This is a genomic window from Gammaproteobacteria bacterium (genome assembly GCA_019748175.1).
In the GTDB taxonomy this organism is placed as follows: domain Bacteria; phylum Pseudomonadota; class Gammaproteobacteria; order JAIEPX01; family JAIEPX01; genus JAIEPX01.
This window is the reverse complement of sequence record JAIEPX010000013.1, coordinates 1-13,920: the sequence shown is the minus strand read 5'-3', so window position 1 is coordinate 13,920 and position 13,920 is coordinate 1. Positions and strand designations below refer to the sequence as shown.

Below are 13,920 nucleotides of genomic sequence, written 5' to 3'. Positions count from 1 at the left end.
AACGGATGTTCCCTAAACAGGTGACCATAATAGAAGTAGGACCCCGGGATGGCCTGCAAAACGAGCCTACCGTGCTGACTGCCGCCCAGAAAATTCAATTAATACGGGATTTGGCCCAAGCTGGGCTACGGAACATTGAGGCTGGTAGCTTTGTCTCACCGAAGTGGGTGCCCCAAATGGCCAACTCCGGCGAGGTATTGCAATCTCTTGATAAAACTGGGTCTCACCACTTTCCCGTTTTGGTACCCAATCTACGTGGCCTAGAGGAGGCACTTGAAGCGGGTTGCCAAGATATCGCGGTCTTTGCCGCCGCTTCCGAAACTTTCTCTCAAAAAAATATCAACTGCACCATCGCTGAGAGCTTGGAACGCTATGAAAGCGTTATCAAAGGGGCTTTAAGCTCAAAAATACGCGTTCGAGGCTATGTTTCCTGTGTTCTAGGCTGTCCTTTTGAGGGTGAAATTGCCCCTTCAGCAGTCACTCGCGTTGCAACAGCTCTTTATCAAATGGGCTGTTATGAGGTTTCTTTGGGGGATACTATTGGGGTGGGAACACCCGAAAAAGCCAAGCAACTGGTGAGTACTGTCGCTGAAAACCTACCACTCGAACATTTAGCAGTTCATTTTCATGATACCTACGGACAAGCGTTGGCAAATATTTATGCGTGTTTATCATTAGGTATCAGTACCATCGATAGTTCCATCGGTGGGCTAGGAGGTTGTCCCTATGCTCCTGGCGCTTCGGGGAATGTGGCTACTGAAGATGTGGTGTATTTGCTGGATGGCTTAAACATCGAACATGGGACTGATTTAAAGGCACTCGTGCGCATCAGCCACAGTGTCGCAGCGTTGCTTAATCGCTTACCTCGTTCCAAGGTGGCTCAGGCTATGGGTGAATGATGACTGACCCGATTTGGAGACCTTCCGCTGAGACCATCGCACAGTCTCAAATGACGGCTTTTATGTCACAGGTGAACAGAAATTGTGGGCAGCATTTTTCTGATTATCAATCTTTGCATCAGTGGTCGATCACACATTCTCAAGATTTCTGGGTTGAACTCGTTAAATTTACCGGAGTTGAATTTTCCACACCGTGGACACACGTTTTAATTAATTCTGAACGAATGCCAGGTGCAAAATGGTTTGAGGGTGCACGACTTAATTTTGCGCGTCATTTATTACGACATCAATCAAATAAAACAGCACTCATTTTTCAAAATGAAAAGAGTGTACGCACAACACTCACTTATGCTGAATTAAATCAACACGTTCGTCGCTTAGCCTATCAATTAAAAAAAAGGGGAGTGAAAATCGGCGATCGTGTAGCGGGCTATTTACCCAACCGACCTGAAACCATTATTGCCATGCTTGCGACAACGAGTTTAGGTGCGATTTGGTCTTCTTGCTCGCCAGATTTTGGATACCACGGCGTTTATGATCGATTTCAACAAATAACACCTAAAATATTGTTTGCCTGCGATGGTCAATTGTATAATGGTAAACAACACTCTACGCTTTCAAATATTATCGCACTTCAAGAAAATTTACCCTCACTTGAACACATTATTATTGTGCCAAGCCTTAACACTGATCCCGACATTAGCAACATAAAAAAGTCAGTATTATTTGAAAACTTAGTGAATACATCGTATGAAATAGACTCTTTTGAAGAATTGCCTTTTGATCATCCCCTTTATATTTTATTTTCATCAGGTACCACAGGTGTACCAAAATGTATTACGCATGGCGCTGGAGGAACGCTGCTTCAACATCTCAAAGAACTCATTTTACACACAGATTTACGCGAAGAAGATACTATTACCTACTACACCACCTGCGGCTGGATGATGTGGAATTGGTTAGTCTCTAGTTTGGCGGTAGGAGCAACCGTTGTGCTTTACGATGGTTCACCGTTACACCCAAGACCCTCTCGATTATTTGATTTGATTGATGCAGAAAAAATTAGCATCTTTGGCACGAGTGCAAAATTTTTAACTTCTGTAGAAAAAGTCGGACTACAACCTCACCTCTCTCATTCGCTGACTTCACTGCGCACTATTTTGTCTACCGGATCCCCTTTAGTTTCATCCAATTATGATTTTGTTTATGAAAAAATTAAATCCGATGTGCGTTTGTCTTCTATTTCTGGCGGCACTGATATTATCTCCTGCTTTGCACTCGGAAATCCCAATTTACCTGTTTACCACGGCGAACTTCAATGTATAGGATTAGGTTTGGCTGTAGAAATATTTGACGATGACGGTCATTCTCTTATCGATCAAAAAGGTGAACTTGTTTGCACAAAACCTTTTCCTGCAATGCCCATTTATTTTTGGAATGATAAGGACGGGCAATTATTTCATCGGGCTTATTTTGAACAATTTCCCAACGTGTGGACGCATGGGGATTATGCTCAAATCACTAAACACGGAGGATTAATTATTTACGGTCGCTCTGATACTTTGTTGAAACCCGGTGGAATTCGCATCGGTACGGCAGAGATCTACAGAGAGGTTGAACAATTTCCCGAAATTATGGAAAGTATCGCGATTGGACAACCCTACAAAAATGACGTTCGCATCATTTTATTTGTAAAAATGCGCGAGAATTGTCTCTTAACTGAAGATCTGATCGCAAATATTCGTCAAACAATCAAACTGCAACTCTCACCTCATCATGTACCCGCGAAGATTCTCAGTGTTCCCGATATCCCTCGCACCGTCAGCGGCAAAATTGTTGAACTGGCGGTTCAGAATGTGGTAGCTGGTAAAGCCGTGAAAAATATCGACGCCCTGGCTAATCCGGAAGCATTAGACTATTTCCGTGATCGCCGGGAACTCCAAGACTGAATATGACTTAGTCGACCGATTGTGACGCAAAATCTCTTAAATTTTTGAGAAATAGTGTACTATTTGATTATGATTATCTTAGGCATTGAAACATCGTGTGACGAAACGGGCGTAGCGCTGTATAGCGAAGCTGCGGGGCTCATCGCACACCGAATTTACAGTCAAATTGCATTGCATGAAGAATTTGGCGGTGTAGTGCCTGAACTGGCTTCCCGCGATCAAATCCAAAAATTATTGCCATTAATTCTTCAACTTCTAAGCGATGAAGAAATTGCCTTATCAGATCTGTCAGGAATTGCTTATACGGCTGGACCTGGATTAGCAGGAGCACTGATGGTAGGCGCTTGTGTAGGTCGCAGCTTAGCATATGCATTAAATATTCCTGCTATTCCAGTGAATCATTTAGAAGCTCATCTATTAGCGCCAATGCTTGAAGAAAATCCCCCTACTTTTCCTCACTTAGCGCTTTTAGTTTCTGGTGGTCATTGTGCATTAATTCATGTCGAAAAACTGGGCAAATATTCTATTATAGGCGAAACTCAAGATGATGCCGTTGGCGAAGCTTTCGATAAAACAGCAAGGATTCTCGGTATGCCCTATCCTGGTGGCCCAAAAATTGCAGCACTCGCTTTAACAGGAGATCCTCAACGCTATCGTTTTCCACGTCCTATGACAGATAGACCTGGATTAGATTTTAGTTTTAGCGGAATTAAAACTTTTGCTGCGAATTTAATTCATCAAGAAGGCACTAACCCTTCGACTTTTCCTGATATTGCCGCCAGTTTTCAAAAAGCGATCATCGACACACTCGTCATTAAATCACGTCGCGCAATTCAACAGACAGGATTATCAGCGCTAGTCGTTTCTGGTGGCGTCAGCGCCAATCAATTGCTTCGAGAAGAACTCGCACTCATGGCTCACGAACTTAATATTCAATTGCATTTCCCTCGCTTAGAATTTTGCACAGATAATGGTGCGATGGTAGCCTATGCAGGACTTCAACAGTTTAAATATGAAAAGAAATCAGATTTGAAAATTACTATCAATCCACAATGGCGATTATCTGCAATTCCCTTATCAAACGATTGAGACTTGGTGTAAAGTATTTTCCCCATAAACAACTGAGCTTGTCAGTGCAGACGTATAGGTGGTATATAAATTTCCACTGATTAATACCACAGGACCTGCACTCCAAATATCAGCACCATCATTATGTAATATCAAACTATCATGCGCCCCACCACTCACGATTAATGAATTTGCATCCGACATTGTATTGACCGTAGAAGGGTCGAGCTCCGCTTCATTACCTGTCAATGATCTTAATGGTCTAAGATCTATTGCATCTATACCTGTGAAAATAGTTGTTCCGCGTAAATCAGCAAGCGTTGAATCATCTCTTAACCACAACGTATCAGTGCCCGTGCCACCATTGACTGATAAATCGTGACTATCGTAGACGATTCTATCATTACCCGTTCCTCCATTGATAATATCTGCACCCGCTCCTCCACTGATAAAATTAGTTCCGCCAAATGTTGTGATTGTGTCATTACCTGCACCACCGTAAATGACTTCATTATTGGTATTCGCAATAAGGGTATCATCACCCTGTGTGCCAAAGATAGAAATGGAATTTGTAAAAGAATTATCACCAAAGACAACGTATGCTGAGCCAGCCTGACTTTGACCGCCAATAGAATTGCCCGGATTACCCAGCACAATATCACTCAAACCATCACCATTGAGATCGCCGCCGTCTCCCAAGAAATTTCCACCTATTCCATTCCCAAATTGTAAAGCGAATCCTTCAGAGGGTGTCAAATGAAGATAATCAACAACTTGGGTAAAAGGATCTTGAGTTCCGAAGATTACAAAGACTGCTCCTGTTCCAAATGCTTGCGAATCTATAAAGGCAAAATCAGCTATTCCATCTCCATTAACATCACCCGCAAATGAAATAGAGGAGATGTAGGCGAAATTTTGTGTTGGTGCAATCAAACCAAAACCATTCCCACCATTCAGCGAAGTAACATCTAAATTACCACTGACCGAAAAGGCTGGATCACCAAAAATCACATAAAGTGCAGCGTTGTTAATATTTGTTGCTTGTCCAAAAGAAGCTTTGCCTGAAATCGCAAGATCATCATAACCATCACCATTAATATCGCCGATGCTTGCCATTTGTTTACCTGTACTATTATATCCAGATACTGAAGAATTATAAATGTGAAAACCGGTTCCTGGAACCAACGTCGACGTATCTACAGTAGCAGTAAACGGTGTTGCATGTCCTAAAATAACTGAAACATAAGCTTTCCCTAAAATACTTGAATTTGTCTTAGAAATAATATCGGAGTACCCATCACCATTAATATCGACTCCTGTAAATACTAGTTGATTAGCTACACCAGACCAACCTGTCGTCATTGTTTTAAATCCATTCGTACCATTTAATGTACTCACATCAATTGATGTGGGTGGTGACAAACTCCCTAGTACTACGTATCCAAATCCGGTGTTACCATTTGCTACGAGAACATCGCCAAGTCCATCACCATTAACATCACCTACTGCTGTTCCTGTTGAAAATGAGGGTCCAGAAGTAAAAATATCAAGGCCAGCACTTCCAAGAGCAGGTAAACTTACCGATGAGGCTAATCCACCGGGATCACCAAAAACAATATATGCATGTTTGTTATAATACGGTGCAATTAACATATCATGATAGCCATCCCCATTAAAATCGCCAACACCAGAAACAAATCGTCCTAAGAAACCATCACCAGTAATCGGGAAAAATTGCGTACCCATAACACCCGAATCTGTAATTTCAAAATGCGCGCTTGGAAATGTAGTTTGACCTAATAATAATGCAGCTTCTGCAACTGGGGTTGCCATGTATGAATGAACATTTTGCACTGCTACCAGTAAATCGTCATAACCATCGCCATTAATATCAGAAGCAATGGTGACTCCTCGACCTAAGAAGTTGGCATTAATTGGAGCACTATCTAACGCAAATCCATGAACACCATCAATATAATCACTGAGATGACGAGGCTGAATAAATACTTCGACATTATTTTCAACGTTGATTACTGATCCAGTATGAGAAGTGTATGTTGTGTAACCTAAGATAACATTGGTAGGATTCCAATTCTCCACAGCAAATATTGTCACTTTATCATGCCCATCACCATTGACGATCAAACTATTCGCATCAGTCATTAACAATATTGTTGCCGCATCTAACATAACAGTATTGCCTGTGAGCGTGAGCATCGGTCTTAAATCGATAGTGTCAATTTCTCGAAAAACCGTTGTACCGCGTAAATCAGCATGAGTATTATCGTTTTTGAACCAAAGTGTATCATTTCCGGTACCCGCATCGACTGAAATATCCGAAACACGATAGACAATCGTATCATTACCTGCACCAGTGAGTATTGTATTGGCACCGAGTCCACCATCGATGAAATTATTACCATTAAGCGCCGTAATATTATCACTACCTGCACCACCGTAAATAATATCATCTGTGGTTCCTGTTATAATATCGTTGCCTTGAGTTCCTAAAATTGTAATTGTATTGAAAAAGTCAGAACCAAAAACGATGTATTCTTTTCCACCGCTCGTAATGACTATATCTCCTAAACCATCACCGTTTAAATCACCGCCACCACCCACCACCGATGTTGATAAAATTCCACTTGCAGCTTGGATGACAAATCCTTCTGAAGACGTTAGTTGCGTATAATCAATTGTGGGAGCAAACGAAGATATACTGCCAAAAATAACATAGACAGCACCTTGCCCTCCATAAGCTAGACTATCAACAAAAGCAAAATCCCCCAACCCATCACCATTTACATCAGCGACGTACGAAATGCTCGTAATATTGGAGGGATTAGGTGATATTAAAGCAAAACCATTAGAGCCATTAAGAGAAACCACATCGAAAGAGGTTGCTAATAAAAATGAGCTACTACCAAAAATAACATACACTGTGTTATTTGAAGATAAAGCAACATCATCAAAACCGTTCCCAATAAAATTGCCAATAGCTGTAGGATTAATTAACACATCACCTGCGGAAGCGGCTGAATTTGTGATGAGAAATCCATTGGCTCCGACTATCCCTGAAGATGAAACATTGACAGTAGTAGCGAAACTAGGCGTGCTACCTAAAATAACTCCGATGCTCGAAATTTGTGTTGAAGAATCATAGTAACCGACGAAAATATCGTTCACCCCATCACCTGTGAAATTAACACCTGTGACATTTTGATAAGCATCATTTCCCGCTCCCAGTCCCGTTATTGTAAAACCACCTTTTAAAAATGGGAAAGTATTGAGATAATTAATATCAAAATTTGCAAATCCATTAGGAAAAACCACGTTGCTGAAAATCACATAAGCTAATCCACCATTCGGATCGCTAAGAATGACATCACCTAAATGATCACCGTTCACATCACCCAAGCCGGCGGCATTAACGAAATTAGCGCCGAAAATTTTAAGCGCTGTATTTGGAGATCCATAACCCAATGAAGCAAGGCTCACATTAGTCGGGAAACCACCAGCATCACCGTAAACAACATAAGTTGGAGAACCATTAACCGATGTAATCAAAAAATCGTTAATGCTGTCGCCATTCAAATCACTGACTGCATGAACAGCTGAACCCGAAGCGCTTACTGGAGATGAAATTGTGTTGTTGTTAAAACTGGTCATCGTTTGAGAAGGATCTGTAAAAGGTACATCAGCAGGAAATAAGGCTTGACCCGAAATCAAAAATCCTCTGCTATAAGGGCTGAGGGCGCCGTCGTTTGCAATCAGTAAGCTATCATACCCATCACTATTTGGAACTATCGTTGCATTGAGCGCATTAAAATTACCTGTATTGGATAGCGCAAATCCATGAATACCGTCCATATAAATTGGCAAATCAACAACGCCTACGAAGAGCGGAAATGTTGCTGGTGGTAGTGTTGGTGCTAAATTCAACGTAAGTAAATTATGCTGCACCGTATTATCATTTGTAGGCGCAATAATGTCGTTTTGCATTATCTTAAATTCACTTGTGCTCGGTGTTGTTTCAATATTCGCTGTTTGACCTTCTGGTGTTTGTGCAGTCGTTGTCGTTTCCTGAGTGGTTTCTTGATTCAGAATAATGGGTTCAACTTTGAATAATTGATTGAGTTCAGGGTTAGTAATGTTATTTTCTACGCCTGTTTCTATAGGTGTTTTTGATTCTTCCAATTCTATTTTTGACGTTGCATTAAAAATCAACTGATCAATGGATCCTTTGTTTTCAACTAACTCGTACGGTGTAGAAAAACTACTGAATTGCTGCCCCATCGATTGAGTGTTAATCGAAGCTAAGGCAGTCATTACCGCAATTTCAGGCATCGTCAAATAACTCATTTGTTCGACTGATAATATACTACCAGCGAATAAATCCGCATTGATCATTTCTCCTGCTTTTCGAAATTCGGCGGCAGCTACATCATCTACAGCAGAACGAGTACTAACTTCGTCCCTGTTTCGAATGTGTAATTCAAATGATTGTTCAGTATGTAATCCAATTTCATGTTGAGTGCCGTGCGCTATGATAAAAATTTCATGTATGCCAACGTTTGCTGAAGTTGGTGTACCCGATAAGAAATAACTTCCACCAGCCAAATGTGAAAATGTTAACCATGCGGGTAATGATCCTTCGAGTGTTTTAGCAGTCAGGATAAAATTATCCCTATCTGGCCCTTTAAGTTGGAAATAATATCCATATAAACTTCCCACCACTGCGATTGGCAAAGGTTCTCCTTCCCATTGAAATATTGCAGAGTGTGGATGCACAATAATATCTTTGGTTGCATCTGATTTTAGATCAGTAATCTTTAATTGTGGTGTTAAAGAACTCTCTTCTGTTGCTTTAAAAAACCCGCTCAACACTGCTATTAGATTTTCATCTTTATCGTGTGATTGAATCATTAAATCTTCACCATGACGATGCAAATCTTTCACTTCAAAATCTTGAGCATTTAAATGAAAAACCTCTCCAGCAGAAACAATGACCGAACTACCTGGTGTTAAAAAGAGTGAATGTTCAGTATTATTTTGATCCGTCACCGAAAATTGAATGGTCATCATTTTTTGTAATTCGTTGACTTGAAATTGTTGATCTTGAAACTGAATAATTGAGCTATTTTGATTTGATGTGGTACTGAAATAGTGTTTGAATGTTATGGGTAAAGAACCGCTGACAATAAGCTGTAAATCTTCATCTATTCGCGAAACCGAAGAAACCTCCGTGAAAGGAACATCACATTGTATTCCATCGCCCGGTTTAACCACTATGCTCTCACCCGGCAAGACAGGCTCTAGCTCTGCCTTTGGCCCTCCTTCTCCATGGTTACGTATGACATAAAGCAAATTCATACTACCCCTCCCCCGCGCTAAACTACTTCTCTATATAGATAGTATAGCTCATAAAGGGGGAATCTGCCTGGCAGCCACCCCAAATGGGCTAGGGTTTAACCAACAAAGACATAAACTCAGATACTGGGGTTGACTCCAACGCTTGTTGATCTTCATATAAAGCAATCAACTGAGTATATTGTTCTGGAGTAAAATGCGTCATAAATTGTCGATGATATTTAGATTCTAGTAATGGCAAACATTCTTTTCGTCGACGTGGATGTCCTAGTGGATATTCTACGACAACTTCATCGGTTGTTGTGCCATCATTAAAAATAATTTTGACCCCATTTGCTATAGATCGTTTTTCAGGATCGTAATAATCTTTTGTAAAGTTTTTATCTTCAGTGACTTGCATTTTTTTACGAAGGGCGTCGATACGTGGATCGCACGCAAAATGGTCATCATAATGTTCAGCACTGACTTCACCAAACACTAAAGCAACAGCAATCATATATTGTAAACAATGATCTCGATCTGAACGACTGTGCAATTCTTCTGTTTTACTGATAATTCTCACGGCAGGTTCTTGAGTACGAATTTCAATTCGTTCAATGGTATCCCATTTAAGTTTCACTTTTTCGAATAATTTTAATGCGGCTTCGATCGCAGTTTGCGCGTGAAATTCAGCAGGAAATTGTACTTTGAATAAAATATTTTCAATCACGTAGCTGGAAAATTCGCGATTAACTACGAGAGGCTTTCCATCAAAATAAACATCATAAAATCCCCAGCGCTCTGCTGTAAGCACAGTTGGAATTCCCACTTCTCCGCGTAATGCTAATTGTGCTAACCACACAGCACGACTTGTTGCATCACCAGCCGCCCATGATTTCCGACTGGTTGTATTGTGACCATGTCTGTAAGTTCGAAGCGCTTGACCATCCACAAAAGCATGAGAAATTGCATTGGCAATAGTCTCTTTATTACCGCCCGCCATGGCTGTCACTACTGCAGTGGATGCAATTTTAACTAAGATAACGTGATCGAGACCCACACTATTAAAACTATTTTCCAGCGCTAAAATACCCTGGATTTCGTAGGCTTTTATCATCGCAGTGAGAATATCGACCATTAATAATTCGGGCTGACCTTTATCTCGACGTACTCGGCTAACATAGTCACCGACAGATAATATTGCGCCTAAATTATCGGAAGGATGCCCCCATTCTTTTGCTAACCAGGTGTCATTAAAATCCAACCAACGAATTAAAAGACCAATATTAAACGCCGCTTCTACAGGATTTAATTCAAATTTTGTTGCAGGAACACGAACACCATCATCCATAAATTCACTGCCCACAACAGGCCCCATGATACGTTGGCATTCTGGAAAAATTGTGGCCTGACAAGCACATGCTAAGGCATCATATAAACTGAGTCGCGCGGTACTGTATGCTTCTTTAGATTTAATAACAGTATTTGCTACGTATTCAGCGATCTGCATAATTAATGCGTCGAATTCCAATTTCATAATTGCTCCAGCATGAAAAATGTAAAATTACGCTTGCTGCTTTCCGTAATGATTCATAACATAATTATCAACCATTTGGGTGAATTCCGCAGCGATATTTGATCCTCTTAATGTAGCTGCTTTTTCACCATCAACAAAAACGGGAGCGACGGGTTCTTCTCCAGTGCCTGGCAAACTAATTCCAATATTCGCATGTTTACTTTCGCCTGGACCATTTACAATACATCCCATCACGGCCACCGACATCGTTTCGACGCCAGGATAAAGTTGCTTCCAGTAAGGCATTTTAGCGCATAAATGGTTTTGTATATCTTGAGCCAGCTCTCGGAAATAGGCACTCGTTGTTCGTCCACAGCCTGGACAAGCGGTTACCATTGGCATAAAGCTTCGAATGCCCATGGTTTGGAGGATTTCTTGACTGACGCGGACTTCTCTCGTACGTTCTGCACCAGGTTCTGGAGTTAGTGAGGTTCGGATCGTGTCTCCGATTCCTTCTTGAAGTAATACCCCCATTCCAATGCTTGAGGCAACGATACTTTTGCTACCCATTCCGGCCTCAGTTAAGCCTAAATGTAAAGCGTACGAGCATCGGTCCGCTAGCATGCGATAAACAGCGATTAAATCTTGCACTTGGCTAACTTTAGTCGATAAAACGATTTTATTGGCAGGTAATCCTAATTCTTCTGCCATTTGCGCGCTGCCAACAGCAGATTGGACAATGGCTTCATGCATGACTTCTTGAGCTGATTTCGGTTCAGCAGATTTTCCGTTTTCGTCCATCAATTTTGCTAAAATGGCTTTGTCTAAGCTTCCCCAATTGACGCCAATGCGAACGGGTTTGTCGTTGATTAATGCCACTTCGATCATCTGTGCAAATTGCTTGTCTTTTTTCGCACCAAAACCAACGTTGCCGGGATTTATGCGATATTTTGCGAGAGCTTTTGCACAATCAGGGTATTGAGTGAGTAAGGTATGACCGTTGTAGTGGAAATCGCCGATGATGGGTACATGGTATCCAGCAGCTTCAAGTTCTTCACAAATATAAGGGACTTGAGCAGCAGCTTCTTCGTTATTCACGGTAATTCGTACTAGTTCTGATCCTGTATCGGCGAGTGCTTTGATCTGTGTGACTGTACGAGCTCGATCAGCGGTGTCAGTATCTGTCATGGACTGAACGACTACCGGTGCATCACCGCCAACGGTGATATGTGCAATTTTTACAGGGATTGTTGGGCGTCGTTTGATCATGATGTTCTACTCAGTAATTTAAGATGTTTGAGCTTACCAGATTCACGTTAAGAGGGTCAAATTACGCGGATTCTCCGCTGTCGTCGTCGCGAGAATCCAATTGTCTTTTCGCCTAATATAAAACAGGGATTTTCAAGAAATCCTCATGAGTGTGACTGGGCAAGACGACCTTTTCAAGACCGCCGCACACGAATAATCTTTTTCGAGCTCTCAAAATCGGCGTTACAATCCGACTGTAATCAAAAAGAAAACTTAGGTGTTGGACTGTGCAAGACAACCTTTTCAAGACCGCCGTAAATACATCCATGTAGTCTTCGTTCGGACATCCATGTCCTCAACGATCTTGAAAAGGTAGATCTTGCCCAGTCTTCTCAAATCCGTGCTAAATTCTTATTTCGCTGACTCTGGAAAGTTTCCTTAAAAAAGCGAACAGAGTACATCGGTTTAGCGCGTGGCAATAAAATTAAATTACCCTGAGTCGCGTAGGCGAAGAATCCGACTTTCTTGGAGGGAAATAAAGCGCAGCGAGGGGGACCCGAGCGAGCCATTCCCGGAAAGACAGTCGGATTGTAACGCCGACTTTGAGAGCGTGAAAAAATCTATTCGTATGCGGCGATCTTGAAAAGGTCGTCTTGCCCAGTCCAACTCCTAGCGATTTCTTAAAATCCGCGTTTTTTTCTTCGGCGGAAAGTCAGCCGGAATATTGCACCGTTTTTAATATCGAATTTCACGCTTGACCCGGTTAATTTAGAATGTTAGTTTGATGCGGAATATAAATTAAAATACTTAAGGAAATTTAACATGAAAAAAAGTCTCATTATTTCTGTCATCAGTTTTTCCCTGCTTCCGATTGTAAGTTTTGCATTTGATTTCTCAGAAGATTTCAAACAAGAAATCCTCGAAACTCATAATGAATTCCGAGCAAAACATCACGCACCTGCTTTGCAGTGGGACAATGAACTCGCTAATTATGCATATCGTCACGCAAGTCAGTGCAACTTTGTGCATACTCACGGACCTCACGGTGAAAATTTAGCGGCGGGTTACGCTTCTCCAGAAGACGCTATAACTGCGTGGTACAACGAGCAACAATATTTTTCTTACAACAATCCTCATTTTTCGATGACCACTGGCCACTTCACACAGCTCGTTTGGAAATCCACCACAAAAGTAGGTTGTGCTTTAGTTCCGTGTAACGGATCGCGCGGCACACCTGGTCAATACTTAGTTTGCGAATATAGCCCGCCAGGCAATATGATTGCACCTGGCTATTTTTCTCAAAACGTATTACCCGCATTACCTGCTCAAGCCATGAATGATTAGAAAAGAATGATCAAGAGGAAGGGAGCAAAAATCATAGACTTGATCCCTTCTCCTCTCCAAAATTCCAGTTGGCTTTTACTTAATCCTTCCAGCCAATTATTTTTCCCAGTACGGTATTGTCAGCTATGTTAGTCACCGTCAGATTATCCCTGTTTGTCATTTGACCCACTGTGCAAACGAGCTTAGTAAGAGAAAACTTTTATCGAAATTATTGCTCAATACTGATATCCAGTTTTGGCTGAATCTACAACGTGATTACGACATTTGGACTGTCCAGCAACACGGCAATAAACTTCACATAAAGCCACTGGCTAAAGCCGCTTAAGCTCCTCCACTAGCCTGCTATACGCTGAAACACTGAGCTTGAGCCTATCCGTACCCCATTTTGACAGATTTCTGATGCTCTACTACGATTAATAAGTGCTAAAGGGATATGTAAATAACATCTTAGGTCATTTGACTGAGATGAGTTTACGGTAATTAATCAAATCAAAAGGAGTATTGATATGAGTAAGTTAATCGCAAGTTTAATAATGGTTTCTGCAAT

The 13,920-nt window shown here is 41.4% G+C and carries 7 protein-coding genes; 4 read left to right on the top strand and 3 right to left on the bottom strand.

The features are described from left to right. Positions 1-5: 5 nt before the first annotated feature. The 3 genes from K2X50_07110 (at position 6) to tsaD (ending at position 3,937) form a co-directional block, all read left to right on the top strand. Entirely contained in the window at positions 6-899 is an 894-nt protein-coding gene (locus K2X50_07110; GenBank protein ID MBX9587012.1) for a hydroxymethylglutaryl-CoA lyase, read from the top strand. After that, the gene (locus tag K2X50_07105) at positions 899-2,848 is read left to right on the top strand and encodes an acetoacetate--CoA ligase (protein MBX9587011.1); all 1,950 of its coding nucleotides are present in this window, start codon (positions 899-901) and stop codon (positions 2,846-2,848) included. The genes K2X50_07110 and K2X50_07105 overlap by 1 nt, the downstream gene beginning before the upstream one ends. A 69-nt stretch (positions 2,849-2,917) precedes the next feature. Further along, positions 2,918-3,937 (top strand): tRNA (adenosine(37)-N6)-threonylcarbamoyltransferase complex transferase subunit TsaD, encoded by a 1,020-nt coding sequence (tsaD, locus tag K2X50_07100; protein MBX9587010.1) that lies wholly within the window; start codon positions 2,918-2,920, stop codon positions 3,935-3,937. Here tsaD and K2X50_07095 read toward each other — a convergent pair. The 3 genes from K2X50_07095 to ispG all read right to left on the bottom strand — a co-directional run bounded on the left by K2X50_07095 (position 3,926) and on the right by ispG (position 12,050). Further along, positions 3,926-9,289, bottom strand: coding sequence for an FG-GAP-like repeat-containing protein (locus K2X50_07095; protein ID MBX9587009.1), 5,364 nt, complete (start codon positions 9,287-9,289; stop codon positions 3,926-3,928). The two genes, tsaD and K2X50_07095, sit on opposite strands and share 12 nt — an antisense overlap. 88 nt (positions 9,290-9,377) lie before the next feature. Next, positions 9,378-10,802, bottom strand: coding sequence for a bifunctional 2-methylcitrate dehydratase/aconitate hydratase (locus K2X50_07090; protein ID MBX9587008.1), 1,425 nt, complete (start codon positions 10,800-10,802; stop codon positions 9,378-9,380). Between the two features lie 27 nt (positions 10,803-10,829). Then, entirely contained in the window at positions 10,830-12,050 is a 1,221-nt protein-coding gene (ispG, locus tag K2X50_07085) for a flavodoxin-dependent (E)-4-hydroxy-3-methylbut-2-enyl-diphosphate synthase (GenBank protein MBX9587007.1), read from the bottom strand. 801 nt (positions 12,051-12,851) lie between these two features. On the opposite strand from ispG, the gene K2X50_07080 reads away from it, so the two are divergent. Continuing rightward, positions 12,852-13,373: a hypothetical protein gene (locus K2X50_07080; protein ID MBX9587006.1), complete on the top strand. Its 522-nt coding sequence runs from the start codon at positions 12,852-12,854 to the stop codon at positions 13,371-13,373. Positions 13,374-13,920: the final 547 nt, after the last annotated feature.

Coding starts and splice junctions, on each gene's coding strand:
- K2X50_07105 (MBX9587011.1), top strand. CDS start 899: ATGACTGACCCGATTTGGAGACCTTCCGCTGAGACCATCGCACAGTCT.
- K2X50_07095 (MBX9587009.1), bottom strand. CDS start 9,289: ATGAATTTGCTTTATGTCATACGTAACCATGGAGAAGGAGGGCCAAAG.
- K2X50_07110 (MBX9587012.1), top strand. CDS start 6: ATGTTCCCTAAACAGGTGACCATAATAGAAGTAGGACCCCGGGATGGC.
- K2X50_07090 (MBX9587008.1), bottom strand. CDS start 10,802: ATGAAATTGGAATTCGACGCATTAATTATGCAGATCGCTGAATACGTA.
- tsaD (MBX9587010.1), top strand. CDS start 2,918: ATGATTATCTTAGGCATTGAAACATCGTGTGACGAAACGGGCGTAGCG.
- ispG (MBX9587007.1), bottom strand. CDS start 12,050: ATGATCAAACGACGCCCAACAATCCCTGTAAAAATTGCACATATCACC.
- K2X50_07080 (MBX9587006.1), top strand. CDS start 12,852: ATGAAAAAAAGTCTCATTATTTCTGTCATCAGTTTTTCCCTGCTTCCG.